Origin of the sequence: Pseudomonas sp. PDM01 (genome assembly GCF_014852325.1) — a bacterium.
Taxonomy (GTDB): Bacteria; Pseudomonadota; Gammaproteobacteria; order Pseudomonadales; family Pseudomonadaceae; genus Aquipseudomonas; species Aquipseudomonas migulae.
Genome location: NZ_JACVBK010000006.1, coordinates 19363 through 45983, shown reverse-complemented (window position 1 = coordinate 45983; position 26621 = coordinate 19363). Strand labels below are relative to the sequence as shown.

Below are 26621 nucleotides of genomic sequence, written 5' to 3'. Positions count from 1 at the left end.
TAAGCGAGAAGGCGTCCGTGCCGGCGGTCGCTTGGAATGCCAAAGACTAGCGGGCGGGGGAGAAGGCGCAGGAAGGATGTATTTCAAATGTTTTTTTGGAGGGGGAAACAGCGCAGGGAAAGGACTGCATGGGCACATGTCCATAATCTGACTGATGAGTTGTATACAACTCTATAGACATTTGTCCTGAGTCTTGCATACAGTGTGCGCATAACAAAAACCAGGGAACCCCCCAACCATGAAAACGCCCCATGTTTCACACCAACGGCCTGAGGACGAAAACCTCGGTGTCGGCGCGAATATGGCTTACGGCCTGCAACACGTTCTGACCATGTACGGCGGCATTGTCGCGGTGCCTTTGATCATCGGCCAGGCGGCCGGGCTCTCGCCGGCGGACATCGGTTTGTTGATTGCTGCTTCATTGTTTGCGGGGGGCTTGGCAACATTGCTGCAGACCCTCGGTTTACCGTTTTTCGGTTGTCAGTTGCCGCTGGTGCAGGGCGTGTCCTTCTCGGGCGTCGCGACGATGGTGGCGATTGTCAGCAGTGGCGGGGAGGGCGGGTTTCAGTCGATTCTGGGTGCGGTGATTGCCGCGTCGTTGATCGGTTTGCTGATCACGCCGGTGTTCTCGCGAATTACCAAGTTCTTCCCGCCGTTGGTGACGGGCATCGTGATCACCACCATCGGCCTGACGCTGATGCCGGTGGCCGCGCGCTGGGCCATGGGTGGCAACAGCCATGCGCCGGATTTCGGCAGCATGGCGAACATCGGCCTGGCGGCGGTAACGCTGGTGCTGGTGTTGTTGCTGAGCAAGATCGGCAGCGCGACCATCTCCCGGTTGTCGATTCTGCTGGCCATGGTCATCGGCACGCTCATCGCGGTATTCCTCGGTATGGCGGACTTCTCGTCCGTCACCCAGGGCCCGATGTTCGGCTTCCCCACGCCATTCCACTTCGGCATGCCGACCTTCCACTTCGCTGCGATCCTGTCGATGTGCATCGTGGTCATGGTGACGCTGGTCGAAACCTCGGCGGACATCCTCGCGGTCGGTGAAATCATCGACACCAAAGTTGACTCCAAGCGTCTGGGCAACGGTCTGCGCGCCGACATGCTGTCGAGCATGATCGCGCCGATCTTCGGTTCTTTCACCCAGAGTGCGTTCGCCCAGAACGTCGGGCTGGTGGCGGTGACCGGGATCAAGAGCCGTTACGTGGTGGCCACCGGCGGCTTGTTTCTGGTGATCCTCGGCCTGCTGCCCTTCATGGGGCGGGTCATCGCCGCGGTACCGACCTCCGTGCTCGGCGGCGCCGGGATCGTGCTGTTCGGTACCGTGGCGGCCAGCGGAATTCGCACGCTGTCCAAGGTCGACTACCGCAACAACGTCAATCTGATCATCGTCGCCACGTCCATCGGTTTCGGCATGATCCCCATTGCCGCGCCGAACTTTTACGACCACTTCCCAAGCTGGTTCGCGACGATCTTCCACTCGGGCATCAGCTCCTCGGCAATCATGGCCATCGTGCTGAACCTGGCCTTCAACCACCTCACTGCCGGCAACTCGGATCAGCAGTCGGTGTTTGCTGCCGGTACTGAGCGAGTCCTGCGCTATCAGGATCTGGCCGCGTTGCGCGAAGGGGATTATTTCAGCGAAGGCAAGTTGCATGACTGCGACGGGAAGGAAATCCCGGTGATAGAGACGGATCATGGGCATGGCGAGCCGAAGGCGGTGCATGTCAAAAGCAGTGAACATGTCTGAATAAAAAAGGCGCCCCCAGGGGCGCCTTTTTACATGACATGACCCCGTACTGTAGGAGCCGGCTTGCCGGCGATGGCGGCCTTGAGAACGATGCATTATTCAAGGCCCTCATCGCCGGCAAGCCGGCTCCTACAGGTCTTAAGTCATCTTTTCCACCGCCCACAAAAAAGCCCCTGAACCTTTCGATTCAGGGGCTTTTCTATCTTGCTGTCTGGCTCCACGACCTGGACTCGAACCAGGGACCCAGTGATTAACAGTCACTTGCTCTACCAACTGAGCTATCGCGGAATGGCGTGTATGTTACTGATTCAAAAAGAGAAGTCAAGCACCTGTTGGCAATTTGAGCGATTCGTCGGGACGGACGGCGGTTTATCGGCGATTGGCGGTTACCAGAATCGCACCAGAGGTCTACCATGGCCGCCCGGAAGTGGTGACACGCGCTGCCGGCCATTCGCCGAAAAGGTACGCGCCATGAATCACCCAACCCTCACACTTCGCCACAACGAGGTGTTCGCATGAGCATCGCTCAGATCAGCCTGCCCAAAGGGGTCGGTCCGCACGCCGAAAAATTGTTCGACGCAATCACTCAGGCCAGCACCGCTGACGAATTGAATCGCGCTGGCGGCAAGGCCGAAGGTTTTGTCCTGGGCCTGGAAAGTACCAAGGCCATCAAAAGCCAGGTCGCCGAGTCGCTGTACGTCGCTTATGACGATGCAGCCAGCCAACGCGCGACCGAACTGGCTTAACCGCCGAACGTAATGGTGGCGAGCATCAGTTTGGCGTACAGCAGTGTCGCGCCCAGTTGAACCAGCCACAGCGCCAGGCCGCCAAGAAAGACCCCCGCAGCCACTTGCAGCACCAGATTGTTGCCGCGTTTGGCCGGGGTGCGGGGGATGAAGTCATTCAGGTCATCCAGGTCATCGCGCTCAGCGCGCAGGTCATCGTTTTTCATATTGGCTCACATCGAATCCGGTGGTGTACACAAACCTTGTAGGAGCCGGCTTGCCGGCGATAGCGGTGGATCAGTCAACTTATCTATTGGCTGGACGGACGCTATCGCCAGCAAGCCGGCTCCTACAGGGTAGATGTGTGCAGTCTAGAGGGCTTGGTTGGCGGGTTGAGAATTATCTGCGGTCAATAAAAAACGGGAAGCCCAAGGGCTTCCCGTTTTTTGTATCACCGCACGACTCAGATCACCGCAACGATGGCCTTGGTCACCACGTCGATGTTGCTCTGGTTCAACGCCGCCACGCAGATGCGGCCGGTGTCCAGGGCGTAGATGCCGAACTCGCTGCGCAGGCGGGTCACTTGCTCAACCGTCAGGCCGGAGTAGGAGAACATGCCGCGCTGACGACCGACAAAGCTGAAATCGCGCTGAGGAGCCTGTTTCGCCAGCAGGTCAACCATCTGGGTGCGCATGCCGCGAATCCGCAGGCGCATTTCGGCCAGTTCTTCTTCCCACTGGGCGCGCAGTTCCGGGCTGTTCAATACAGCGGCAACGATGCTCGCACCGTGGGTCGGCGGGTTGGAGTAGTTGGTGCGGATCACGCGCTTGACCTGCGACAGCACGCGCGCGCTTTCTTCTTTCGATTCGCTGATGATCGACAGGGCGCCAACGCGCTCGCCGTACAGCGAGAACGATTTGGAGAACGAGCTGGAGACGAAGAAAGTCAGGCCCGACTCAGCGAACAGACGCACGGCTGCGGCGTCTTCGTCGATGCCATCGCCAAAGCCCTGGTAGGCCATGTCGAGGAACGGCACGTGACCTTTGGCTTTCACCACCTCCAGAACGTTTTTCCAGTCCGCCGGGCTCAGGTCAACACCGGTCGGGTTGTGGCAGCAGGCGTGCAGCACAACGATCGAGCCGGACGGCAGGGCGTTCAGGTCTTCCAGCAGGCCGGTACGGTTAACGTCGTGGGTCGCGGCGTCGTAGTAACGATAGTTCTGCACCGGGAAACCAGCGGTTTCGAACAGCGCGCGGTGGTTTTCCCAGCTCGGGTCGCTGATCGCCACGACGGCGTTCGGCAGCAGTTGCTTGAGGAAGTCGGCACCGATTTTCAGTGCGCCAGTACCGCCAACGGCCTGAGTGGTGATGACGCGGCCAGCAGCGATCAGCGGCGAGTCATTGCCAAACAGAAGTTTTTGCACGGCCTGGTCGTAGGCAGCGATGCCGTCGATCGGCAAGTAGCCACGGGAAGCGTGTTGAGCGACGCGAATCGTCTCGGCTTCGACAACGGCGCGCAGGAGTGGAATTCGCCCCTCCTCGTTGCAGTAAACACCGACCCCCAGGTTGACCTTGTTGGTACGGGTATCGGCGTTGAATGCTTCGTTGAGGCCCAGGATTGGATCGCGTGGTGCCATTTCGACAGCGGAGAACAGGCTCATTTTTGCGGCGGCTCTGAATGGAGTGTGGAGGGACGTGTCGCGCTCCAGCCGAATGCACTAGAGCGGTGCACAAACGGGGAGCTAGTATAGAGGTCATCCGCGATTGATGGCGACAGTCGATTCGGCTTTTACCGTAAGTTTTTCCGATTATTTTTCGACCGTTAGTCGATTGACCGCGTCAGAGGCTTCAAGGGATGTAGGACGTTTGCCTTGAAAGAGAGGGCAATCGACTCCACATTGAGCACAATCCAGTTTTTTCCTCGGGCGACGTCGGTCGTTTGCGGTCTTTCTCGTTCCTGTCCGGTTTGACCGCGTACGGGTGAACCCAGAGGTATTTCATGTCTGAATTCCAGCTAGTCACCCGCTTCGAGCCCGCCGGCGACCAGCCGGAAGCCATCCGCCTGATGGTCGAGGGCATCGAGGCCGGGCTGGCGCACCAGACGTTGCTCGGTGTGACCGGTTCGGGCAAGACGTTCAGCATCGCCAACGTTATCGCCCAGGTTCAGCGCCCGACGCTGGTGCTGGCGCCGAACAAGACCCTGGCCGCGCAGTTGTACGGCGAATTCAAGGCGTTTTTCCCGAACAACGCTGTCGAGTATTTCGTTTCCTACTACGACTACTACCAGCCTGAAGCGTATGTGCCGTCCTCGGACACCTTCATCGAGAAAGACGCCTCGATCAACGATCACATCGAGCAGATGCGACTCTCGGCGACCAAAGCGTTGTTGGAGCGCAAGGACGCGATCATCGTCACCACGGTGTCGTGCATCTACGGTCTGGGCAGTCCGGAAACCTATTTGAAAATGGTGTTGCACGTCGATCGTGGCGACAAACTCGATCAGCGCGCCTTGCTGCGCCGTCTCGCCGATCTGCAATACACCCGCAACGACATGGATTTCGCCCGCGCGACCTTCCGCGTGCGCGGTGATGTGATCGATATCCACCCGGCAGAATCCGATTTCGAAGCGATCCGTATTGAGCTGTTCGACGACGAAGTCGAGAGCCTGTCGGCCTTCGATCCGCTGACGGGGGAGGTGATCCGCAAACTGCCGCGTTTCACCTTCTACCCGAAAAGCCACTACGTGACGCCGCGAGAAACCCTGCTCGACGCCATCGAGGGGATCAAGGTCGAGTTGCAGGAGCGCCTGGAATACCTGCGCTCCAACAACAAACTGGTGGAAGCGCAGCGCCTCGAACAACGTACCCGTTTCGACCTGGAGATGATTCTCGAACTGGGCTACTGCAACGGCATCGAAAACTATTCCCGCTACCTGTCGGGGCGCGATCCAGGTCAAGCGCCGCCGACCTTGTTCGATTACTTGCCGGCCGACGCCTTGCTGGTGATCGACGAATCCCACGTCAGCGTGCCGCAAGTCGGCGCCATGTATAAGGGCGACCGCTCACGTAAGGAAACGCTGGTGGAATACGGTTTCCGCCTGCCGTCAGCGCTGGACAACCGGCCAATGCGCTTCGACGAGTTCGAAGGCATCAGCCCGCAAACGATTTTTGTCTCGGCCACGCCGGGCAACTACGAGGCGGAACACGCCGGGCGTGTCATTGATATGGTGGTGCGTCCGACCGGCCTGGTGGACCCGCAAATCGAAATCCGTCCGGCGTTGACCCAGGTCGACGATCTGCTTTCGGAAATCACCAAGCGCGCTGCAGTGGATGAGCGGGTATTGGTCACGACGCTGACCAAGCGCATGGCCGAAGACTTGACCGATTACCTGGCCGACCATGGCGTGCGCGTACGTTATCTGCACTCGGACATCGATACCGTGGAGCGCGTGGAAATCATCCGCGATTTGCGCCTCGGCACGTTTGATGTGCTGGTGGGGATCAACCTGTTGCGTGAAGGCCTGGACATGCCGGAAGTGTCCTTGGTGGCGATTCTCGATGCGGACAAGGAAGGCTTCCTGCGTTCCGAGCGCTCGCTGATCCAGACCATCGGTCGCGCGGCGCGTAACCTCAACGGTCGGGCGATTCTGTATGCGGATCGCATCACCGGTTCCATGGAGCGGGCGATCGGTGAAACCGAGCGTCGTCGCGACAAGCAGATCGCCTTCAACCTGGCCAACGGCATTACGCCGAAGGGTGTGTTCAAGGACGTCGCCGACATCATGGAAGGCGCCACCGTGCCGGGCTCACGCAGCAAGAAGCGCAAAGGCATGGCCAAGGCTGCCGAGGAAAACGCCAAGTACGAAGCGGAATTGCGTTCGCCGGGGGAAGTCGCCAAGCGGATCAAGGCGCTGGAAGAGAAGATGTACCAGTTGGCTCGCGACCTGGAATTCGAGGCGGCGGCGCAGATGCGCGACGAGATTGCCAAGTTGCGGGAGCGGTTGATCGCGGTTTGAGATTTGTGGTGAATATGCGGGCCTCTTCGCGGGCAAGCCTCGCTCCTACAGGTCTTGTGTCGTTTTTCAATTATGCGAACGACACAAAACCTGTAGGAGCGAGGCTTGCCCGCGAAGGCCGCACCATTGATCTAATGGGCCTCACCGGCCTTGAGCCCCACCGGCAACTGCTTGGTCAACAACACCGCAATCATGCTGATCCCCAGCGCAATCCCGACAAAGTGAAACGCATCGTTGTAAGCCATGATCGACGCCTGCTGATGCGCAATCTCACTAAGCTTGCCCAGCGCCGCCGCTTCACTGCCTAACCGGTCCGTCAGCGACGCCATGCGCTCGGCGACCTGCGGGTTGCTCGGCACAATCGATTCACGCAAATAATCAAAGTAGGTCTTGGTTCGCGCATCCAGCAACGTGGCGAGGAGGGCGATGCCAATGGCGCCGCCGAGGTTGCGCAGGATGTTGAACAGGCTCGACGCCGAGCCCGCGTCCTGCGGCAGGATATACGCGGTGGCGATCAGCGAAATGGTCACCATGATCAGGGGCTGGCCGAGTGCGCGGATGATCTGGATCTGGTTGAACTGCGGTCCGGCGAAATCCGGGTTCAGCACCCCCGAGGAAAAACTCGCCAGGCCGAACAAGCCGAAGCCCAGGGTGCACAGCCATTTCGGCGAGATGACCTTCATCAGCTTCGGTACCAGCGGAATCAGGAACAGCTGCGGCACGCCCATCCACATGATCACTTCGCCGATCTGCAGGGCGTTGTAGTTCTGGATCTGCGCCAGGTACAGCGGCAACAGAAAGATCGAACCGTACAACCCGACCCCCATTCCCAGGCTGGAAATACTCGATAAGCCGAAGTTGCGATTGCCCAGGATCCCGAGGTTGATCAGCGGATTGGGTTTGGAAAACTGCACGATCACAAAGGTGATCAGGCTGATCAGCGCGATGCTGCCCAGGGTCACGATCAGGTTTGATTCCAGCCAGTCCTTGCGATGGCCTTCCTCCAGAAAAACCTGCAAGCAGCCAAGGCCGATACCGAGCGTAAGAATCCCCATGTAGTCGGTGCTTTTCAGCAGTTCCCAGTGCGCTTCTTTTTTCTCCAGGCCATACATCAGGCCGGCGATCATGATCAGGCCCGGCGGAATGTTGATGTAGAAGATGTATTCCCAGCCCCAGTTTTCCGTCAGCCAGCCGCCGAGCGTCGGGCCGATGGAGGGCGCGAACGTTGCGGTCATGGCGAACATGGCCATGCCTTTGGCGCGATGGTGTTCGGGAAGCTTGATCAGCGTCAGGGTGAACGCCAGCGGGATCAGCGCGCCGCCGGTGAAGCCTTGCAGTGCGCGGAAAATGATCATGCTTTCCAGGCTCCACGCCATCGAGCAGAGCAGGGACGAGGCAAGAAATCCAAGCGAAACCCACACCGCCAGACGGCGTGCGGACAGCAGCTGCACCAGCCACGCCGTGAGCGGAATCATGATGATTTCCGCGACCAGGTACGACGTGGAAATCCATGAGCCTTCTTCCAGCGTCGCTGACAGCGCGCCTTGAATGTCCTTGAGCGACGAGTTGGTGATCTGGATATCGAGCACCGCCATGAAGGCGCCGAGCATCACGCTCATCACAGCGATCCAGTCCCGCCGGGTCGGTTCGCCGGCCGGGCGGATCAGTTGATCACCGGCCATCGTCAGGGGTGTCTTTGATGTTCACTTTGGCGGTGACCGACATGCCCGGACGAATCTTGCCGTGCAGCGGGTTGTCCGCGGCGAAGGTCAGTTTTACCGGAATCCGTTGTACGACTTTGGTGAAATTGCCCGTGGCATTGTCCGGCGGCAGCAGGCTGAACTGTGCGCCCGAGGCGGCGAACAGGCTGTCGACCCGCGCTTCGATTGGCGTGTCGCCGTAGGCGTCGAAGGTCAGTTCGGCTTTCTGGCCGGGCTGCATGTGGCCGATCTGGGTTTCCTTGAAGTTGGCCTGAATCCAGATGTCCTGATCCGGGACGATCGACAGCAAATAAGCGCCGGCCTGCACGTATTGACCTTCGCGGGCGGCGCGCTGGCCGATCATGCCGCTGATGGGCGCGTGGATTTCGCTGCGGGTCAGGTTCAATTCTGCCTGGGCCAGATCGGTCTTGGCGTTGGCGATCATCGCGTCGAGGCGCTTGATCTCGGCGCTGAGGGAGTTGACTTGCTGGCGCTGACTTTGTGCGTCTGCCTGGGCCTTGGTCACCTGCGAGCGGGCGATGTGGGTATCGGCGGAAAGGGTGGTCACGCGCTCTTCCGACACGTAGCCGGGTTTGCGCAGGGTTTGCGCGCGGGACAGGTCAATCTGCGAGCGACCGAGGCTGGCCTGGCTGGATGCGACTTGCGCTTCGCTGGAGGCGATCAGGCTGGCTTGCTGCGTCAGTTTGCTCTGGGCTTGCAGGCGTTCGGCCTGGCGGGTGGCGAGGGCGGCGTTGGCGCGGTCGACAGCGAGGTGGAAGTCATCGCCTTCGAGCTTGATCAGCAACTGGCCCTTTTCGACGTGCTGGTTGTCCTGCACCAGCACCTGATCGATGCGTGCGCCCAACTGGCTCGACACACGGGTGATCTCGCCCTGGACATAGGCGTTATCGGTGCTTTCATAAAACCGTCCTTTGAAGAACCACTGGGCAAACAAGGCCCCGGCAATCAGCAGGACGATCAGCAGGAAAATAGACAGGCGACGCTTGAGTTGGGCAGGCATGGGGCAAACTGTAGTCGAGAAATTGTAAGGAAAGTTATCAGCAGGCGAATTTGGCATACAGTCGATAGTGGGTAAATGCCATCGGCTGATAATCCACCATTCATCCCGGCCCAGGCCCGTTGTAGACGCAAACTTGGCTTAAATGCCCTGCTCACTGGAGCCGGGCGGGCAACGCCTGTTACCATTCGCCCTTTGTTTTATCTTCATTTCGAGACTTGCCATGACCACCGTCCGCACGCGCATCGCGCCATCGCCTACCGGGGACCCCCACGTAGGTACCGCTTACATCGCTTTGTTCAACTACTGCTTTGCCAAGCAGCACGGCGGTGAGTTCATCCTGCGGATCGAAGACACCGATCAGTTGCGTTCGACCCGCGAGTCCGAACAGCAGATTTTCGACGCCTTGCGCTGGTTGGGCATCGACTGGAGCGAAGGCCCGGACGTCGGCGGCCCGCACGGTCCTTACCGTCAAAGCGAGCGCGGCGACATCTATCAGAAGTATTGCCAGCAATTGGTCGAGATGGGCCATGCCTTCCCGTGCTTCTGCACCGCTGAAGAGCTGGATCAGATGCGCGCCGAGCAAATGGCTCGCGGCGAAACTCCGCGGTACGACGGTCGTGCGCTGCTGCTGTCCAAGGAAGAAGTTGCACGTCGCCTGGCCGCTGGCGAACCGCACGTGATCCGCATGAAGGTGCCGAGCGAAGGCGTGTGCGTGGTGCCGGACATGCTGCGTGGCGACGTCGAGATCCCGTGGGATCGCATGGACATGCAAGTCCTGATGAAGACCGACGGCCTGCCGACGTACTTCCTGGCCAACGTGGTCGATGACCACCTGATGGGCATCACCCACGTGCTGCGTGGCGAAGAATGGCTGCCTTCGGCGCCAAAACTGATTCTTCTGTACGAATACTTCGGCTGGGAACAACCGGAGCTGTGCTACATGCCGCTGCTGCGTAACCCGGACAAGAGCAAGCTGTCCAAGCGCAAGAACCCGACCTCGGTGACGTTCTACGAGCGCATGGGCTTCATGCCGGAAGCGATGCTCAACTATCTGGGGCGCATGGGCTGGTCGATGCCGGATGAGCGCGAGAAGTTCTCGCTGCAGGAAATGGTCGACAACTTCGACCTGAGCCGCGTCTCCCTCGGCGGGCCGATTTTCGACATCGAGAAACTGTCGTGGCTCAACGGTCAGTGGTTGCGTGACCTGCCGGTGGAAGAGTTCGCCAGCCGGTTGCAGACCTGGGCGCTGAACCCCGAGTACATGATGAAGATCGCGCCGCACGTGCAGGGCCGCGTTGAAACCTTCAGCCAGGTCGCACCGCTGGCCGGGTTCTTCTTCGCCGGTGGCGTGAACCCGGATGCCAAGCTGTTTGAATCGAAAAAGCTGTCGGGCGATCAGGTTCGTCAGTTGATGCAGTTGATTCTGTGGAAGCTGGAAAGCCTGCGTCAGTGGGAGAAGGACAGCATCACCGCGACCATTCAAGCGGTGGTCGAGTCCCTGGAATTGAAGCTGCGCGACGCCATGCCGCTGATGTTCGCTGCGATCACTGGTCAGGCGAGTTCGGTGTCGGTGCTGGATGCGATGGAAATCCTCGGCCCGGACCTGACGCGTTTCCGTCTGCGCCAGGCCATCGACCTGCTCGGTGGCGTGTCGAAGAAGGAAAACAAGGAGTGGGAAAAACTCCTGGGCAACATCGCCTGATGAACACCGTCCTGTAGGAGCGTTGCTTGCTCGCGAAGAACGATGACGTGGTGTGCCAGACACACCGAGGCGTCCCGTTCGCCGGCAAGCCTGGCTCCTACAGATCGATGTATACCCCGGATTTACGGGGGGAGGGCGGTAAGTGATTGTTATGTCGGCAAAAAACTTTGGAAATTGTTAAAAATAAATTTGACACGTTTCCGAAGCGCCATTAAGATTCGCCCCGTCCTCAGCGATGAGGGGCTATAGCTCAGCTGGGAGAGCGCTTGCATGGCATGCAAGAGGTCGACGGTTCGATCCCGTCTAGCTCCACCAATTTACACTTCAAGGTCTGGCCACACCGGCCTTGAAGCGATCAACACTCAGCGTTGATCTGTTGTATAGAAGGGTTTGCGTCCCCTTCGTCTAGTGGCCTAGGACACCGCCCTTTCACGGCGGTAACAGGGGTTCGAGTCCCCTAGGGGACGCCAGTTTTACAGAAGCGATGTCGCAAGATGCCGCTCCGCCGCGAGGCGAAAAATCCGGGGCTATAGCTCAGCTGGGAGAGCGCTTGCATGGCATGCAAGAGGTCGACGGTTCGATCCCGTCTAGCTCCACCAATTTTACAGTTCAAGGTCTGGCCACACCGGCCTTGAATCGATCAGCTCTCAGCACTGATCAGTTGTATAGAAGGTTTTGCGTCCCCTTCGTCTAGTGGCCTAGGACACCGCCCTTTCACGGCGGTAACAGGGGTTCGAGTCCCCTAGGGGACGCCACGATTACCCGCTCTGCGGGATTTTATAAGGGTCATTCAATTATTGAATGGCCCTTTTGTTTGTCTGGCGTTTGGCCAAATCCCCCATTTCTCTCAAACTGTTCTTCAGACCAGCGGTCACATCTACGACTTGCGGAAAATTATTATGAGAATAATATTCTAGTCGTAATATTCGGAGGCAACGATGAACGATAAAAAAGCTCAAACCCGCGAACGCATTCTCAAGGCCGCCAGCGCAGCGCTGATTCAGCGTGGCCCGGCCGAACCGAGCGTGGGCGAAGTGATGGGCGCAGCCGGCCTGACGGTTGGCGGCTTCTATGCGCACTTCGAAAGCAAGGACGCGATGATGCTGGAAGCGTTCAAGCAACTGCTCGGTCACCGCCGTAGCTTGATCGCTGACATGGACGCCGAATTGACCGGCGAAGAGCGTCGCGCGTTGGTGGCGGCGTTTTACCTGTCACGCAAACACCGGGATTCCTCTGAATCCGCGTGCCCGATCCCGGCCTCCGTCGGCGAGCTGGGACGCCTGCCGGACGCATTTCGGGTGGCGTTGAATGAACACGTGGAAATGATGGTCGCGCAGTTGGCGGCCAGCCCGGAAGACACCGACAAAGCCCTGGCCGACATGGCCTTGATGGTCGGTGGATTGGCTCTGGCGCGGGCGCTGGGGCCGGGAGAGTTGTCTGATCGATTGCTGCGTGCCGCCAAGTCGGCGGTGCAATGACCTGAAGGCAATGGCCTGAGGAGTGAGAGCGATGAGCACGTTAAAGTGGGTTCGTGGCGTTAATGGCACCTTGGGCTGGTTTGCACCGAAACTGGTCGCGAGCAAAATGCGACTGGCGTTCATGACGCCGCGGGATCTGCCGCCGCGTGATTGGGAGTTGCCGTTATTGGCGAAATCCGAGCGCATCACACTCCGTTTCGGACTCTCGGCGTTGCGCTGGGGGCAAGGCCCGGCGGTATTGCTGATGCACGGTTGGGAAGGTCGGCCAACGCAGTTTGCCAGCCTGATCACCGCGCTGGTTGACGCCGGCTATACCGTAGTCGCCCTGGACGGTCCGGCTCACGGTCGCTCGCCGGGCAACGAAGCCAACGTCGTGCTGTTCGCCCGGGCCATGCTTGAGGCCGCCGCCGAGTTGCCGCCGCTGCAGGCGGTCATTGGTCACTCGATGGGCGGTGCCAGCGCCATGCTCGCCGTTCAGTTGGGCCTGCGCACCGAAACCCTGGTGACCATCGGCGCTCCGGCGCGGATTCTAGGGGTTCTGCGCGGTTTCGCCCGCTACGTGCGGCTACCGCCAAAAGCCCGTTCGGCGTTCATTCGCCAAGTCGAAAAAGACGTCGGCATGCGCGCGGCTGCATTGGATGTCTCGCGTTATCAGCTCGACATGCCTGGCCTGATCGTTCATGCCGAAGACGACAACTTCGTCCCGGTCAAGGAGTCCCAGTTGATCCACGAGGCCTGGTTCGACAGTCGCTTGCTGCGGCTGGAGGAGGGCGGTCATCAACGGGTGCTTGCCGACCCGCGGGTGATTGATGGCGTGTTATCACTGCTGGCCGGTCGCAGTCTGCAATCGCGCCAATCGGCCTGAGCATCCGTTACACTGCCCCGGTCGACATCATTTGACCGGGAGTGGGGCATGGGCTGGGATCGGGCAACGCCATTTATCATTGATCTTGCGGTGGACGCCGAGGACATCGACGGGTTGGGGCACGCGAATAACGCGGTGTACGTGACCTGGCTCGAACGCTGCGCCTGGCGCCACTCGCAGCGGCTTGGCCTCGATCTGGTCGAGTACCGGCGGCTGGATCGGGCGATGGCGGTGGTGCGGCACGAAATCGATTACCTGGCGGCGGCCTATGAAGGCGATGAGTTGCAATTGGCGACCTGGATCGTCGATTGGGACCAGCGCCTGAAAATGACTCGACACTTCCAGCTCAAGCGCCCGAGCGACAACACCACGTTACTGCGCGCGCAAACCACGTTTGTCTGCATTGAGCTGTCCACGGGCAAACCCAAGCGCATGCCGGCGGAGTTCATCGAAGGTTACGGCCCGGCGTTGCAAGTCGCGATTTAATTGAACCCTTCGCGGGCAAGCCTCGCTCCTACAGGTTTTGTGTCGTTCGCATAATGGCGGAACGACACAAAACCTGTAGGAGCGTGGCTTGCCCGCGAAGGCGTCCGCACAATCAACACCGCCCGGTCTGACGAAATACCTTCTAACCGCCGAAACCAGTAAACTGCCGCACGTTTTTCGTCGAGTGTGTTTTTCATGCAAATTGCTTTGGCGCCCATGGAGGGGTTGGTCGACAACATCCTGCGGGACGTGCTGACCCGTGTGGGCGGTATCGATTGGTGCGTGACCGAGTTCATCCGGATCAACGACCAACTGCTCACCCCTGCCTATTTCCACAAGTTCGGTCCTGAACTGCTGACGGATGCGCGCACCGCTTCCGGCGTGCCATTGCGCGTGCAGCTGTTGGGTTCCGACCCGGTGTGCCTGGCGGAAAACGCTGCGCTGGCCTGTGAGCTGGGTTCCGAAGTCATCGACCTGAACTTCGGCTGCCCGGCCAAGACCGTCAATAAATCCCGTGGCGGTGCGGTATTGCTCAAAGAGCCCGAGCTGTTGAACCAGATCGTCGAGCATGTCCGTCGCGCCGTTCCGGCGCACATTCCGGTCACCGCGAAAATGCGTCTCGGCTTCGACAGCCCTGACGGTTCGCTGGTCTGCGCCACGGCCCTGGCCGAAGGCGGCGCGGAGCACATCGTGGTGCATGCGCGGACCAAGATGGACGGCTACAAGCCGCCGGCGCATTGGGAGTGGATCCCTCGTGTGCAGGAAGTGATCAAGGTGCCGGTATTTGCCAACGGTGATATCTGGAGCGTCGAAGACTGGCGCCGCTGCCGCGAAATCAGCGGCGTGGAAGACATCATGCTCGGTCGCGGGCTGGTGTCGCGTCCGGACCTGGCCCGACAGATCGCCGCCGCCCGTGCCGGTGAAGAGGTGGTGGAGATGACCTGGGCCGAGCTGCTGCCGCTGATTCAGGACTTCTGGCTGCAAGCCAAAGCCCAGATGACGCCACGCCAATCGCCCGGTCGCCTGAAGCAGTGGCTGGCGATGCTGACGCGCAATTATCCCGAGGCGGTTGAACTGTTCACCCTGCTTCGCCGTGAAACCGAACTGGATCAGGTTTCGCGTTTACTGGGGTTGCAGGTAGCCGAAGCGGCCTGAAAAAAATCTCGAAATAATCTCTTGAAATGCAATCAGCGGTCCCTATCTAAGGATTACGCGATGCCGAATTCGGGTCGCGGAGACAAAAAACTTGCTGATTGTTTTCAGGAGATTTGAACCATGACTACTGCATTTTCCCTGGCCCCACTGTTCCGTTCCTCGGTAGGCTTCGACCGTTTCAACGACCTGTTCGAAACCGCCCTGCGCAACGAGCCAGGCAGCACCTATCCACCTTACAACGTGGAAAAACACGGTGACGATCAATACCGCATCGTTGTAGCGGCCGCCGGTTTCCAGGAAGAAGACCTGGACCTGCAAGTCGAGAAAGGTGTGCTGACCATCAGTGGCGGCAAACGCGACGCAACTGAAGGCGTGACCTTCCTGCATCAAGGCATCGCCCAGCGCGCGTTCAAACTGTCGTTCCGCCTGGCCGATCACATCGAGATCAAGGCCGCCGACCTGAGCAACGGTCTGTTGAGCATCGACCTGCTGCGTGTCATTCCGGAAGAGGCGAAAGCCAAACGCATCCCAATCAACGGGACGCAAAAACCCGCTTTGCAGCACTAAGGCGGGGCAATGAAAAAGGGCGCCAATGGCGCCCTTTTTTGTGCCCGCTGTTCTCCTGTAGGAGCAAGCTTGCTCGCGATGGACTTCTGGGCGACGCGTTTATCCAGGCAGTACGCGTCATCGTTGACGTCCATCGCGAGCAGGCTCGCTCCTACAGGGTGCGGGTTATTTCAGGAGTTTCTGGAACGCTTCCACCGGCAGCGGCTGGCTGTGCAGATAGCCCTGATAAAAATGGCAGCCCAGTCCCTGCAAAAACTCCAACTGTTCCGGCGTCTCCACCCCTTCGGCAATCACTTTCAACTCCAGGCTGCGGGCCATGGCGACGATGGCGCGGATGATCTCGGCGTCGTTCGGGTCGGTAGTCGCATCGCGAATGAACGACTGGTCGATTTTCAGGGTGTCGACCGGCAATCGCTTGAGGTAAGTCAGCGAGGAATAACCGGTGCCGAAGTCGTCCATGGCGAAGCTGATGCCGAGTTTTTTCAGGCGGCGCATTTTGCTGATGGTGTCTTCCAGATTCTGGATGACGATGCCTTCGGTGATCTCCAGTTTCAGCAGCGAGCAGGGCAGGCCGTGGGTGGCGAGGCTGAGCTCGATGCGCTCGACGAAGTCGTTCTGGCGGAATTGTCGTGGGCTGATGTTCACGCACAGGCTGAAGTCGAGCGGGTCGATCAAACCCTTGGCGATCAACTGTTTAAAGGCGTCGCAGGCTTCGTCGACGATCCAGGTGCCGACTTCCAGAATCAGCCCGCTGTCTTCCAGGACCTTGATGAATTCAGTCGGCGATTGCGCGCCCAATTCCGGATGGTTCCAGCGCACCAGCGCTTCGGCGCCGACGATACGATTGTCGCGGGCGTCCACCTGCGGCTGGTAATGCACGTCGAATTCGCCCCGGGAAAGGGCCAGGCGCAGGTCGGTTTCCATGCGCAGGCGTTCACTGGCGGCCTTCTGCATGGTGTTGTGATACATCTGGGTGGTGTTGCGTCCCGAGTCCTTGGCCCGATACAGCGCGATGTCGGCGCGTTTGAGCAGGTCGGTCGGGGTCGAACCATGATCGGGAATCAGCGCGATACCGATACTCGGTGTCACTTGCAGGCGCTGGCCGTCGAGGAACATCGGTTCCGACAGCAGTTCGCGCAAGGTGTCCGCCAGTTCGCGGACCTGCTCGCTGACTTCATTGCGCGAACCTTCCAGGCCGCTGAGCAGCACCACGAATTCGTCACCGCCCAACCGTGCCACGGTGTCTTCCATGCGCACGCTGGCTTCGAGGCGCGCAGTGATGATCTTCAGCACCGTGTCACCCACCGGATGGCCGAGCGAATCGTTGATGTGCTTGAAGTGGTCGAGGTCCAGAAACATCAGGGCGCCGCGCAGGTTGTGGCGTTTGAGCAGGGCGATCTGCTGGCTCAGGCGATCCATCAGCAGTGCGCGGTTGGGCAGGTTGGTCAGCGGGTCGTGGTAGGCCAGGTGGCGGATCTGCGCTTCGGCATTTTTCAACAAGCTGACGTCCCGTGCGGTCAGCAGCAGGCACGCGGTTTCATTGAGGGTGATCGGTTCTACCGAGACTTCAACGGTCAGCAAGTCGCCATGCTTGTTGCGCCCAAGCATTTCCTGGTGATGCACGCGGCCCTTGATCTGCAGCTCGGCCAGCAGCGCCGAGCGTTGTTTTTCTTCGGCCCAGATGCCGACCTGGTACACCGTGCGGCCGACGACTTCATCGGCGCGGTAGCCGGTCAGGCGGCAGAAACCATCGTTGACCTCCAGATAGCGCCCGGTGTCGCGTTCGGTGATGGTGATGGCATCGGGGCTGGAGTGGAAGGCCTTGGCGAACTTCTCCTCGCTGGCCTTGAGCGCTGCTTCCGAGCGTTGTTGCTGGGTGATATCACGCAAAGTGGTAACGATGCACGGCTGGTCGCCGACACTGATCTGGCGGCTGGAAATCACGCAGGTCAGCGACTGGCCGTCCTTGTGCTGGACGATGATGGCGACGTTGTTCAGGCCTTGTTCGCGGATGACTTGTTCGATCCGGCGCAGGCTTTTCGCCGAGGCGTCCCACAGGCCGATTTCGTCGGCGCTGCGACCAATCACCTCGGCGGTGCTCCAGCCGAAGGTCTGGGTGAAACTGGAGTTGATCTCGATGAACTGGCCGGTGTCCTGGCGGGTAACGCAGATCGGGTCCGGGCTGACCTGGAACAGGGTGGCAAATTTCTCTTCGGAGGCGACCAGCTTCTGTTCGCGTTCGACCTGATCGGTAATGTCCAGCAAGGTCCCCGCCATGCGTAGCGGTGCGCCGTTTTCATCGCGGTAGAGGCGGGCGCGGCTTTCCAGGTAACGCGAAGTGCCGTCCTCCAGCTGTACGCGGTAGGTCAACTGATAGTTGCCGGCCGGGCCTTCGCGCAGGCTGCGATAGGCATCGCGCATGCTGTCGCGCTCCTCGCCGGGCACGCCTTCGAAAAACTCGTCGAAGGATTCATGGAACGGTATGGGGTCCAGTCCGTGCAACTGCGCGGCGCGGGCCGAGCCATACAACATGCCGCTGGGAATGTGCCAGTCCCAGGTGCCGAGCTGCGCCGAGTCCAGCGCCAGATCGAGGCGCTCCTGGCTATCTTTCAAGGCGAGTTCGGCAGCCTTGCGTTCAGTGGTGTCGAGAAAGGTGCTGAGCAGGTAGGGTTGGCCCTCGAGTTCGACCTTTTGTGCGCTGAGAATGCCGTCGTGGACCTGGCCATTACTGGCGCGGAACTGCACCTCCATGCTGACCAGTTCACCTTTGGCCTTGGTCGCCTTGACCAGTTTCTCCCGTTGCTCCGGGTGTACCCACAGGCCCAGTTCCAGCGTGGTGCGGCCAATCGCGTTTTGCACCGGCCAGCCGAACAGGCTTTCGAAATACTGGTTGGCTTCGGTGATCAGGCCATCTTCCTGGCGAGTCAGCAGGACCATGTTCGGACACAGGTGAAACAGCGTCGCGAAGCGTTTTTCCGAGCTGCTCAGTGCCTGTTCGCGCTGTCGCTGGTGGGTGATCTCGCGGATCACCCCGATCATGCGTGGTCGCCCGTGTTTGTCCGGCAGCAGGCTGCCGTTGATCTCCAGCCAGTGCAGGCTGCCATCGGGCCAGCGGATGCGGTGATGCATCGCTTGTTCCAGTGGCGCGCCGGCGATCACCGCGTGGAAGGCACGGAGGGTTTTCGCTCGATCCTCCGGGGGCAGCAGGTCGAGGTATTCCAGATCCGCCGGCAACGGTTGCCGGGGGTCGAAGCCGAACAGCGCCTGCGTACCCCGCGACCAACTGATCTGCCCGCGTTCGATGTCCCAATACCAGGCGCCCAAACGTGCTCCGTTGAGGGCGGCCAGCAGCTGCGGCGCACTCTCCCAGCTCTGCTCGGATCGTTTCGGGTCAAGCGCCTGAATACGTGGCATCGGCGGAATACGGTCAACAGATTTCGGCATTGGCAGGCCTTGGGCTGAATGGGGCGTTAGGCGCAGGTATTTGAGGCTCTATAGGAGTAGCACAAATTAGCCTTGAGTCCCTGGCAGATCGAGTTGTGCATCCAGCAAGGCCATAAAAGCCCGTGCTGCGTTCGACAGCGTCCGTTCGGTGTGCAAGATATAGCCTAGCTGGCGAGTCAGTTGTATGCCGGGCAAAGGTATTCGCGCAACCTGATCGTCAAGCATTGTGCGCGGCAAAACGCTCCAGGCCAGGCCGATCGACACCATCATCTTGATGGTTTCCAGATAATTCGTGCTCATGGCGATGTTCGGCGTCAAGCCTTGGGCTTCGAACAGGCGCCGGACGATATGGTGAGTAAAGGTGTTGCCACCGGGGAACACCGCCGGATGCAGGGCGATGTCCGCCAGGCTGACCGCGCCATTGCTGATCAGTGAATGCTCCGGCGCGGCCACGAAATCCAGCGGGTCGTCCCACACCGGCGTGGCCTTGACCAGGGCGTGAGGCTCGGGCGCGAGGGTGATGACGGCCAGCTCGGCGCGACCGTGGAGGATTTCTTCGTAGGCCACTTCCGAATCGAGGAACTGAATATCCAGCGCCACTTGTGGGTAGCGTCGGGTGAATTCCCTTAACAAGGGCGGCAAACGGTGCAGGCCGATGTGGTGACTGGTGGCCAGCGTCAGGCGGCCGGTCACTTCGCCAGTCAGGTTAGTCAGGGCGCGGCGGGTGTCGTCCAGCACGTTCAGAATCTGATAAGCCCGTGGCAGCAGGGCGCGTCCGGCTTCGGTCAGGCCGACTTCGCGGCCCAGTCGATCAAACAGTCGCACCTTCAATTGCTGCTCCAGCCCGGCAATCCGTTTGCTGATCGCCGGTTGCGTCAGGTGCAGCCTTTCGCCGGCACCGGAGAAGCTTCCTGTCTCGGCAATGGCAATAAAGGCATTAAGGTTGGCCAGATCCATCGTCGTATTCCAGTTGGTTATCCAAAGCATAAAAAATATGAATTTGAGTTATTTAATGTAACCCCCTAGGATCGACCTCACAAGCCAAAGGGTTATTGAATCTCTCAAGACCCAGGGCATAGAAACAAGCTGATGAGGACCGTCTGATGGCCGGCAAAACGCTTTACGACAAGCTTTGGGATTCCCATGAAGTGAAACGGCGCGACGATGGGTCGTCGCTGATCTATATCGACCGCCACATCATCCATGAAGTGACTTCGCCCCAAGCTTTCGAAGGCCTGCGCCTGGCCGGGCGCAAGCCTTGGCGCGTCGACTCGATCATCGCCACGCCGGATCACAACGTACCGACCACTCCGGATCGCAAGGGCGGCATCGAAGCGATTACCGACCAGGTCTCGCGTTTGCAGGTTCAGACCCTCGATGACTACTGCGATGAATATGGCATCACCGAATTCAAAATGAATGACGTGCGCCAGGGCATCGTTCACGTGATCGGTCCGGAGCAGGGTGCCACCTTGCCGGGCATGACCGTGGTCTGCGGCGATTCGCACACCTCGACTCACGGCGCGTTTGGCGCCCTGGCCCATGGCATCGGCACTTCCGAGGTCGAGCACGTGTTCGCCACGCAGTGCCTGGTCGCCAAAAAAATGAAGAATATGCTGGTGTCGGTCGAAGGCAAACTGCCGTTCGGCGTGACCGCCAAGGACATCGTGCTCGCGGTCATCGGCAAGATCGGCACCGCCGGCGGTAATGGCCACGCCATCGAGTTCGCCGGAAGCGCCATTCGCGATCTGTCTATCGAAGGCCGCATGACCATCTGCAACATGTCCATCGAGGCCGGCGCTCGCGTAGGTCTGGTGGCGGCGGATGAAAAAACCGTGGCGTATGTGAAAGGCCGTCCGTTTGCCCCGAAAGGCGCGGAATGGGACCTCGCTGTCGAAGCCTGGAAAGACCTGGTTTCCGACGCTGATGCGGTGTTCGACACCGTCGTCGAGCTCGACGCCACTCAGATCAAGCCTCAAGTCAGCTGGGGCACTTCGCCCGAGATGGTGTTGGCGGTCGATCAGAACGTGCCGGACCCGGCGAAGGAAATGGACCTGGTCAAACGCGGTTCCATCGAGCGCGCCCTGAAGTACATGGGTTTGACCGCCAATCAGGCGATCACCGACATTCAGCTGGACCGCGTATTCATTGGCTCCTGCACCAACTCGCGGATCGAAGACCTGCGCGCTGCGGCGGTGATCGCCAAGGGCCGCAAAGTGGCTTCGACCATCAAGCAAGCCATCGTGGTGCCGGGCTCGGGCCTGGTGAAGGCGCAGGCCGAGGCCGAAGGCCTGGACAAGATTTTCCTCGAAGCCGGTTTCGAGTGGCGTGAACCGGGTTGCTCGATGTGCCTGGCGATGAACCCGGACCGTTTGGAGTCGGGCGAGCATTGCGCATCGACCTCCAACCGCAACTTCGAAGGGCGTCAGGGCGCCGGTGGCCGTACGCATCTGGTCAGCCCGGCCATGGCCGCGGCGGCTGCCGTCAACGGTCGTTTCATCGACGTTCGCGAACTGATCTGAGGAACCGCACATGAGAGCTTTTACCCAACACACCGGTTTGGTCGCGCCATTGGATCGTGCCAACGTCGACACCGACCAGATCATTCCGAAGCAGTTCTTGAAGTCGATCAAGCGCACCGGTTTTGGCCCGAACCTGTTTGACGAATGGCGCTACCTGGACGTGGGTTATGCCTACCAGGACAACTCCAAGCGTCCGCTGAACAAGGATTTCGTCCTCAACGCCGAGCGTTACCAGGGCGCCAGCGTATTGTTGGCCCGCGAAAACTTCGGTTGCGGCTCCAGCCGCGAGCACGCGCCGTGGGCGCTGGAAGAGTACGGTTTCCGCAGCATCATTGCGCCGAGCTATGCCGACATTTTCTACAACAACAGCTTCAAGAACGGCTTGCTGCCGATCATCTTGAGCGACGCTGAAGTGGATGAACTGTTCCAGCAGGTCGAGGCGAATCCTGGCTACGAGTTGAAGATCGACCTGCAAGCCCAGACCGTGACCCGGCCGGACGGCAAGGTCTACAGCTTCGAGCTTGACGAGTTCCGCAAGCATTGCCTGGTCAACGGCCTCGATGATATCGGCCTGACTTTGCAGGATCACGAGGCGATTGCATCGTTTGAAGCCAAGCACCGTGCGAGCCAGCCCTGGTTGTTTCGCGACGCTTGATTTGAAATTGATGTAGTCAGGGCTGGCCTCATCGCGGGCAAGCCTCGCTCCTACAGGTATTGCGCTGTCCTTGTAGGAGCGAGGCTTGCCCGCGAAGAGGCCCGAAAAAACACCCCAAGACTCACCCGAAAAAGGAAGTCCACATGACCAGCACCGCCCAGCACAGCCAGGTAGTCCAAAAGCAATTCGGTGAACAGGCCTCGGCCTACCTGAGCAGCGCCGTCCACGCTCAAGGCACTGAGTTTGCGCTGCTACAGGCTGAGCTGGCCGGGCAGGGCGATGCCCGCGTGCTGGACCTCGGTTGCGGCGCCGGTCACGTGAGTTTTCACGTGGCGTCGCTGGTCAAGGAGGTGGTGGCTTACGACCTGTCGCAGCAAATGCTCGACGTGGTCGCCGGTGCTGCCGTTGATCGTGGGTTGGGCAACGTGTCCACGGTCCTGGGTGCCGCTGAGCGGTTGCCATTCGCCGATGGCGAATTCGACTTCGTCTTCAGCCGTTATTCGGCGCACCATTGGAGCGATCTCGGCCTGGCCCTGCGTGAAGTCCGGCGGGTGTTGAAGCCGGGCGGCGTGGCGGCGTTCATCGACGTGTTGTCACCGGGTAGCCCGTTGTTCGACACTTACCTGCAAAGTGTCGAAGTGCTGCGCGACACCAGCCATGTGCGCGATTATTCCGCCGGCGAGTGGCTGCGTCAGGTCAGCGAGGCGGGGTTGCACACTCGCAGCACCACGCGTCAACGCCTGCGTCTGGAGTACACCAGCTGGGTCGAGCGCATGCGCACACCACAAGTGATGCGCGCCGCGATCCTCGAATTGCAGCAGTCGATGGGCAACGAAGTACGCGAATATTTTGAGATTGAGGCCGATGGTTCGTTCAGTACCGATGTACTGGTGCTGATGGCAGAACGATAAGCTCGGAAACATAAGCACCGAGCGATAGAATTTTTCCGGGCGTGCCCAAGGGCACACCGACTGATGACATGAGGAAAGCATGAGCAAGCAGATTCTGATTCTCCCAGGTGACGGTATTGGCCCGGAAATCATGGCCGAAGCGGTCAAGGTGCTGGAACTGGCCAACGACAAGTACAACCTGGGTTTCGAACTGAGCCACGACGTGATCGGCGGCGCAGCCATCGACAAGCACGGCGTGCCACTGGCCGACGAAACCCTGGAGCGTGCTCGCGCCGCCGATGCTGTTTTGCTGGGCGCCGTGGGCGGCCCAAAATGGGACACCATCGAGCGTGACATCCGTCCTGAGCGTGGTCTGCTGAAGATTCGTGCGCAACTGGGCCTGTTCGGCAACCTGCGTCCGGCGATCCTGTACCCGCAACTGGCCGAAGCTTCCAGCCTGAAAGCCGAAATCGTTTCCGGCCTGGACATCCTGATCGTTCGCGAGCTGACCGGCGGCATCTACTTCGGCGCGCCGCGTGGCACCCGCACCCTGGAAAACGGCGAGCGTCAGTCCTACGACACGCTGCCGTACAGCGAAAGCGAAATCCGCCGCATCGCCCGTGTCGGTTTCGACATGGCCATGGTGCGCGGCAAGAAGCTGTGCTCGGTGGACAAGGCCAACGTGTTGGCTTCCAGCCAGCTGTGGCGTGAAATCGTCGAAGAAGTGGCCAAGGATTACCCGGAAGTCGAACTGAGCCACATGTACGTCGACAACGCGGCCATGCAACTGGTGCGCGCACCGAAGCAGTTCGACGTGATCGTCACCGACAACATGTTCGGCGATATCCTGTCCGACCAGGCGTCGATGCTCACCGGTTCCATCGGCATGCTGCCGTCGGCATCGCTGGATACCCATAACAAAGGCATGTACGAGCCGTGCCACGGTTCGGCTCCGGACATCGCGGGCAAGGGCATCGCCAACCCGCTGGCGACCATTTTGTCGGTGTCGATGATGTTGCGTTACAGCTTCAACCAGTCGGATGCAGCGGATGCCATCGAGAAAGCCGTGAGCCTGGTGCTGGATCAGGGCCTGCGGACGGGCGACATCTGGTCGACCGGTTGCACTAAAGTCGGTACGCAGGAAATGGGTGACGCAGTAGTCGCCGCGCTGCGGAATCTGTAATCTCTCGGGCCCGCTGCCACTTTCCACTTCGAAAGCAGCGGCCCACTTTTCAAGAAGGTGTAGTTGCGATGAAACGTGTAGGTCTGATCGGTTGGCGCGGTATGGTCGGTTCCGTGCTCATGCAGCGGATGCTGGAAGAGCAGGATTTCGATCTTATCGAGCCGGTGTTTTTCACCACTTCCAATGTCGGTGGCCAAGGCCCGTCCGTGGGTAAGGACATTGCTCCGCTCAAGGACGCTTACAGCATTGAAGAGCTGAAAACCCTCGACGTGATTCTGACCTGCCAGGGTGGCGACTACACCAGCGAAGTCTTCCCGAAGCTGCGCGAAGCCGGCTGGCAGGGTTACTGGATCGACGCCGCTTCCAGCCTGCGTATGCAGGATGACGCGGTCATCGTGCTGGACCCGGTCAACCGCAAGGTCATCGACCAGCAGCTCGACGCGGGCACCAAGAACTACATCGGCGGCAACTGCACCGTCAGCCTGATGCTGATGGGCCTGGGCGGTCTGTTCGAAGCCGGTCTGGTCGAGTGGATGAGCGCCATGACTTATCAGGCAGCCTCCGGTGGCGGCGCGCAGCATATGCGTGAACTGATCAAGCAAATGGGCGTGACCCACGGCGCTGTCGCCGATCAACTGGCCGACCCGGCCAGCGCCATCCTCGACATCGACCGTCGTGTGGCCGAAGCCATGCGCAGCGACGCGTACCCGACCGAAAACTTCGGCGTACCGCTGGCCGGCAGCCTGATCCCGTGGATCGACAAGGAACTGCCGAACGGTCAGAGCCGCGAAGAGTGGAAGGCCCAGGCCGAGACCAACAAGATCCTCGGTCGCTTCAAGAGCCCGATCCCGGTCGATGGCATCTGCGTGCGTGTCGGCGCCATGCGCTGCCACAGCCAGGCACTGACCATCAAGCTGAACAAAGACGTGCCGATCGCCGACATCGAAGGGCTGATCAGCCAGCACAACCCTTGGGTCAAGCTGGTGCCGAACAACCGCGACATCAGCATGCAGGAGCTGAGCCCTACCAAGGTTACCGGCACCCTGAATGTTCCGGTTGGCCGTCTGCGCAAGCTGAACATGGGGTCGCAGTTCGTCGGCGCATTCACCGTCGGCGACCAGCTGTTGTGGGGCGCGGCCGAGCCGCTGCGTCGCATGCTGCGGATTCTGCTTGAGCGTTGATCGATTGAACCAATGAAAGAACCCGTGCCTTGAAAGGGGCGCGGGTTTTTTTATGGAAGTTGTGTCGCCAGAAAGGGCCTCTTCGCGGGCAAGCCTCGCTCCTACATGGGGTCGCGCCGCACCTGTAGGAGCGAGGCTTGCCCGCGAAGAGGCCGGTACCGGCACCGCAAATCCCCGGCAGAAATTGCCTGCACACCCTCCACCCGGTAAAGTGCCGCTCCCCCCGTTTCGCCAGAGGTACAACCATGAGCCAGTCCTTTGATATTGCCGTGATCGGCGCCACCGGTACTGTCGGCGAAACGCTCGTGCAGATTCTCGAAGAACGCGACTTTCCGGTCGGTAACCTGCACCTGCTGGCCAGCAGCGAATCCGCCGGTCATTCGGTGCCGTTTCGCGGCAAGAACGTGCGGGTGCGGGAAGTCGATGAGTTCGACTTCAGCAAAGTACAGCTGGTGTTCTTCGCCGCAGGTCCGGCGGTGACCTTGAGTTTCGCCTCGCGCGCCACGGCGGCCGGTTGCTCGCTGATCGATCTGTCCGGCGCCTTGCCTGCCGATCAGGCGCCGCAGGTGGTGCCGGAAGCCAATGCTCAGGTTCTGGCCGGTCTGAAAAAGCCATTCCAGGTCAGCAGCCCAAGCCCGTCGGCCACTACCTTGGCCGTGGTGCTCGCACCCTTGCTCGGTCTGCTCGATCTGCAGCGCGTCAATGTGACCGCCAGCCTGGCCGTTTCTGCCCAGGGCCGCGAAGCCGTTACAGAGCTGGCCCGGCAAACCGCCGAGCTGCTCAATGTGCGTCCGCTGGAGCCGAGTTTTTTCGATCGGCAGATGGCCTTCAACCTGCTGGCGCAAGTCGGCAAGCCGGATGAAAACGGCCATACGCTGCTGGAAAAGCGTCTGGTGCGTGAGCTGCGTCAGGTCATGGCCTTGCCTTCATTAAAGATTTCCGTCACTTGCATTCAAGCCCCGGTGTTTTTTGGCGATAGCTTTAACGTGACCCTGCAGTCTGCAAGCGTCGTGGACCTGGTAAAAGTCAACGCGGCGCTGGAAGACGCTCCGGGTATCGAGCTGGTGGAAGCCGGCGATTACCCGACGCCGGTCGGCGATGCGGTAGGGCAGGATGTGGTCTACGTCGGTCGGGTTCGCGCTGGAATCGACGACCCGTCGGAACTTAATGTGTGGCTGACGTCAGATAACGTACGCAAAGGCGCGGCGCTCAATGCTGTGCAGGTGGCTGAATTGTTGATAAAAGACCTGCTGTAAAAGATACTTGGCAACAATTTG

Annotated in this window: 21 protein-coding genes and 5 tRNA genes; 19 read left to right on the top strand and 7 right to left on the bottom strand. The window is 60.0% G+C overall.

Features of this window, described 5'->3' with window-relative positions:
* Nucleotides 1-238 precede the first annotated feature (238 nt).
* A complete protein-coding gene (locus IB246_RS16255) occupies nucleotides 239-1756 on the top strand; it encodes a nucleobase:cation symporter-2 family protein (protein WP_008028327.1) in 1518 nt (505 codons plus the stop codon).
* 212 nt (nucleotides 1757-1968) lie between these two features.
* Here IB246_RS16255 and IB246_RS16250 read toward each other — a convergent pair.
* A tRNA-Asn gene (locus IB246_RS16250) sits at nucleotides 1969-2044 on the bottom strand.
* A 227-nt stretch (nucleotides 2045-2271) separates the two neighbouring features.
* On the opposite strand from IB246_RS16250, the gene IB246_RS16245 reads away from it, so the two are divergent.
* Nucleotides 2272-2502, top strand: a complete 231-nt coding sequence (locus IB246_RS16245) for a hypothetical protein (RefSeq protein WP_008007186.1) — start codon at nucleotides 2272-2274, stop codon at nucleotides 2500-2502.
* On the opposite strand, the gene IB246_RS16240 is transcribed toward IB246_RS16245, so the two are convergent.
* Both IB246_RS16240 and IB246_RS16235 read right to left on the bottom strand, forming a co-directional pair.
* Nucleotides 2499-2708, bottom strand: a complete 210-nt coding sequence (locus tag IB246_RS16240; RefSeq protein ID WP_008028325.1) for a hypothetical protein — start codon at nucleotides 2706-2708, stop codon at nucleotides 2499-2501. The genes IB246_RS16245 and IB246_RS16240 overlap by 4 nt on opposite strands.
* 236 nt (nucleotides 2709-2944) lie before the next feature.
* The gene (locus IB246_RS16235) at nucleotides 2945-4141 is read right to left on the bottom strand and encodes an amino acid aminotransferase (protein ID WP_008037658.1); all 1197 of its coding nucleotides are present in this window, start codon (nucleotides 4139-4141) and stop codon (nucleotides 2945-2947) included.
* A gap of 338 nt (nucleotides 4142-4479) precedes the next feature.
* Between IB246_RS16235 and uvrB the strand changes: the two genes are divergently transcribed.
* The gene (gene uvrB, locus IB246_RS16230) at nucleotides 4480-6495 is read left to right on the top strand and encodes an excinuclease ABC subunit UvrB (protein ID WP_008037657.1); all 2016 of its coding nucleotides are present in this window, start codon (nucleotides 4480-4482) and stop codon (nucleotides 6493-6495) included.
* 131 nt (nucleotides 6496-6626) lie between these two features.
* On the opposite strand, the gene IB246_RS16225 is transcribed toward uvrB, so the two are convergent.
* Both IB246_RS16225 and IB246_RS16220 read right to left on the bottom strand, forming a co-directional pair.
* Nucleotides 6627-8117, bottom strand: a complete 1491-nt coding sequence (locus tag IB246_RS16225) for an MDR family MFS transporter (protein ID WP_177318164.1) — start codon at nucleotides 8115-8117, stop codon at nucleotides 6627-6629.
* A 49-nt stretch (nucleotides 8118-8166) separates the two neighbouring features.
* On the bottom strand, nucleotides 8167-9216 hold the full coding sequence (locus tag IB246_RS16220; RefSeq protein ID WP_008028317.1) for an HlyD family secretion protein: 1050 nt from the start codon (nucleotides 9214-9216) through the stop codon (nucleotides 8167-8169).
* Nucleotides 9217-9436: 220 nt separating this feature from the next.
* Here IB246_RS16220 and gltX point away from each other — a divergent pair, with 220 nt between their 5' ends.
* From gltX to IB246_RS16170, 10 genes are all read left to right on the top strand, one after another.
* Nucleotides 9437-10918 (top strand): glutamate--tRNA ligase, encoded by a 1482-nt coding sequence (gene gltX, locus IB246_RS16215; RefSeq protein ID WP_008037650.1) that lies wholly within the window; start codon nucleotides 9437-9439, stop codon nucleotides 10916-10918.
* 239 nt (nucleotides 10919-11157) lie between these two features.
* Nucleotides 11158-11233 (top strand) — tRNA-Ala (locus tag IB246_RS16210).
* A gap of 79 nt (nucleotides 11234-11312) precedes the next feature.
* Nucleotides 11313-11388: transfer RNA gene (locus IB246_RS16205), tRNA-Glu, on the top strand.
* Nucleotides 11389-11441: 53 nt separating this feature from the next.
* A tRNA-Ala gene (locus IB246_RS16200) sits at nucleotides 11442-11517 on the top strand.
* Nucleotides 11518-11597: 80 nt separating this feature from the next.
* A tRNA-Glu gene (locus tag IB246_RS16195) sits at nucleotides 11598-11673 on the top strand.
* Between the two features lie 183 nt (nucleotides 11674-11856).
* Nucleotides 11857-12396, top strand: coding sequence for a TetR/AcrR family transcriptional regulator (locus IB246_RS16190; protein WP_008037648.1), 540 nt, complete (start codon nucleotides 11857-11859; stop codon nucleotides 12394-12396).
* A 31-nt stretch (nucleotides 12397-12427) separates the two neighbouring features.
* The gene (locus IB246_RS16185) at nucleotides 12428-13261 is read left to right on the top strand and encodes an alpha/beta fold hydrolase (protein ID WP_008037646.1); all 834 of its coding nucleotides are present in this window, start codon (nucleotides 12428-12430) and stop codon (nucleotides 13259-13261) included.
* Between the two features lie 48 nt (nucleotides 13262-13309).
* Nucleotides 13310-13747, top strand: a complete 438-nt coding sequence (locus IB246_RS16180; protein WP_008037643.1) for an acyl-CoA thioesterase — start codon at nucleotides 13310-13312, stop codon at nucleotides 13745-13747.
* Nucleotides 13748-13942: 195 nt separating this feature from the next.
* Nucleotides 13943-14902, top strand: a complete 960-nt coding sequence (locus tag IB246_RS16175) for a tRNA dihydrouridine synthase (protein WP_008028308.1) — start codon at nucleotides 13943-13945, stop codon at nucleotides 14900-14902.
* Nucleotides 14903-15022: 120 nt separating this feature from the next.
* A complete protein-coding gene (locus IB246_RS16170; protein WP_008028306.1) occupies nucleotides 15023-15469 on the top strand; it encodes an Hsp20 family protein in 447 nt (148 codons plus the stop codon).
* A gap of 165 nt (nucleotides 15470-15634) precedes the next feature.
* Here IB246_RS16170 and IB246_RS16165 read toward each other — a convergent pair whose 3' ends face one another.
* Both IB246_RS16165 and IB246_RS16160 read right to left on the bottom strand, forming a co-directional pair.
* Nucleotides 15635-18913, bottom strand: coding sequence for a PAS domain S-box protein (locus IB246_RS16165; protein ID WP_008028304.1), 3279 nt, complete (start codon nucleotides 18911-18913; stop codon nucleotides 15635-15637).
* A 66-nt stretch (nucleotides 18914-18979) separates the two neighbouring features.
* Nucleotides 18980-19870 carry a LysR family transcriptional regulator gene (locus IB246_RS16160; protein ID WP_008028303.1) on the bottom strand — a complete coding sequence of 297 codons (891 nt, stop codon included), beginning with the start codon at nucleotides 19868-19870 and terminating at the stop codon, nucleotides 18980-18982.
* 146 nt (nucleotides 19871-20016) lie between these two features.
* Here IB246_RS16160 and leuC point away from each other — a divergent pair, with 146 nt between their 5' ends.
* The 6 genes from leuC (at nucleotide 20017) to IB246_RS16130 (ending at nucleotide 26600) form a co-directional block, all read left to right on the top strand.
* Nucleotides 20017-21435 carry a 3-isopropylmalate dehydratase large subunit gene (gene leuC, locus IB246_RS16155; RefSeq protein ID WP_008028300.1) on the top strand — a complete coding sequence of 473 codons (1419 nt, stop codon included), beginning with the start codon at nucleotides 20017-20019 and terminating at the stop codon, nucleotides 21433-21435.
* A gap of 10 nt (nucleotides 21436-21445) precedes the next feature.
* On the top strand, nucleotides 21446-22090 hold the full coding sequence (leuD, locus tag IB246_RS16150; protein ID WP_008028298.1) for a 3-isopropylmalate dehydratase small subunit: 645 nt from the start codon (nucleotides 21446-21448) through the stop codon (nucleotides 22088-22090).
* Between the two features lie 143 nt (nucleotides 22091-22233).
* Entirely contained in the window at nucleotides 22234-23001 is a 768-nt protein-coding gene (locus IB246_RS16145) for a class I SAM-dependent methyltransferase (protein ID WP_008037641.1), read from the top strand.
* Nucleotides 23002-23080: 79 nt separating this feature from the next.
* Entirely contained in the window at nucleotides 23081-24163 is a 1083-nt protein-coding gene (gene leuB, locus IB246_RS16140) for a 3-isopropylmalate dehydrogenase (protein WP_008037639.1), read from the top strand.
* Nucleotides 24164-24231: 68 nt separating this feature from the next.
* Complete coding sequence (gene asd, locus IB246_RS16135; RefSeq protein ID WP_008037636.1) at nucleotides 24232-25344, top strand: aspartate-semialdehyde dehydrogenase; 1113 nt, start codon at nucleotides 24232-24234, stop codon at nucleotides 25342-25344.
* A gap of 245 nt (nucleotides 25345-25589) precedes the next feature.
* A complete protein-coding gene (locus IB246_RS16130; protein WP_008037634.1) occupies nucleotides 25590-26600 on the top strand; it encodes an aspartate-semialdehyde dehydrogenase in 1011 nt (336 codons plus the stop codon).
* The last annotated feature ends 21 nt before the right edge of the window (nucleotides 26601-26621 follow it).

Excerpts from the sequence above, each read along its gene's own strand:
- uvrB (WP_008037657.1), top strand. The coding sequence starts at position 4,480 with ATGTCTGAATTCCAGCTAGTCACCCGCTTCGAGCCCGCCGGCGACCAG.
- IB246_RS16145 (WP_008037641.1), top strand. The coding sequence starts at position 22,234 with ATGACCAGCACCGCCCAGCACAGCCAGGTAGTCCAAAAGCAATTCGGT.
- IB246_RS16160 (WP_008028303.1), bottom strand. The coding sequence starts at position 19,870 with ATGGATCTGGCCAACCTTAATGCCTTTATTGCCATTGCCGAGACAGGA.
- gltX (WP_008037650.1), top strand. The coding sequence starts at position 9,437 with ATGACCACCGTCCGCACGCGCATCGCGCCATCGCCTACCGGGGACCCC.
- IB246_RS16235 (WP_008037658.1), bottom strand. The coding sequence starts at position 4,141 with ATGAGCCTGTTCTCCGCTGTCGAAATGGCACCACGCGATCCAATCCTG.
- leuC (WP_008028300.1), top strand. The coding sequence starts at position 20,017 with ATGGCCGGCAAAACGCTTTACGACAAGCTTTGGGATTCCCATGAAGTG.
- IB246_RS16130 (WP_008037634.1), top strand. The coding sequence starts at position 25,590 with ATGAGCCAGTCCTTTGATATTGCCGTGATCGGCGCCACCGGTACTGTC.
- leuB (WP_008037639.1), top strand. The coding sequence starts at position 23,081 with ATGAGCAAGCAGATTCTGATTCTCCCAGGTGACGGTATTGGCCCGGAA.
- IB246_RS16170 (WP_008028306.1), top strand. The coding sequence starts at position 15,023 with ATGACTACTGCATTTTCCCTGGCCCCACTGTTCCGTTCCTCGGTAGGC.
- leuD (WP_008028298.1), top strand. The coding sequence starts at position 21,446 with ATGAGAGCTTTTACCCAACACACCGGTTTGGTCGCGCCATTGGATCGT.
- IB246_RS16180 (WP_008037643.1), top strand. The coding sequence starts at position 13,310 with ATGGGCTGGGATCGGGCAACGCCATTTATCATTGATCTTGCGGTGGAC.
- IB246_RS16220 (WP_008028317.1), bottom strand. The coding sequence starts at position 9,216 with ATGCCTGCCCAACTCAAGCGTCGCCTGTCTATTTTCCTGCTGATCGTC.
- IB246_RS16255 (WP_008028327.1), top strand. The coding sequence starts at position 239 with ATGAAAACGCCCCATGTTTCACACCAACGGCCTGAGGACGAAAACCTC.
- IB246_RS16245 (WP_008007186.1), top strand. The coding sequence starts at position 2,272 with ATGAGCATCGCTCAGATCAGCCTGCCCAAAGGGGTCGGTCCGCACGCC.
- asd (WP_008037636.1), top strand. The coding sequence starts at position 24,232 with ATGAAACGTGTAGGTCTGATCGGTTGGCGCGGTATGGTCGGTTCCGTG.
- IB246_RS16165 (WP_008028304.1), bottom strand. The coding sequence starts at position 18,913 with ATGCCGAAATCTGTTGACCGTATTCCGCCGATGCCACGTATTCAGGCG.
- IB246_RS16175 (WP_008028308.1), top strand. The coding sequence starts at position 13,943 with ATGCAAATTGCTTTGGCGCCCATGGAGGGGTTGGTCGACAACATCCTG.
- IB246_RS16240 (WP_008028325.1), bottom strand. The coding sequence starts at position 2,708 with ATGAAAAACGATGACCTGCGCGCTGAGCGCGATGACCTGGATGACCTG.
- IB246_RS16190 (WP_008037648.1), top strand. The coding sequence starts at position 11,857 with ATGAACGATAAAAAAGCTCAAACCCGCGAACGCATTCTCAAGGCCGCC.
- IB246_RS16185 (WP_008037646.1), top strand. The coding sequence starts at position 12,428 with ATGAGCACGTTAAAGTGGGTTCGTGGCGTTAATGGCACCTTGGGCTGG.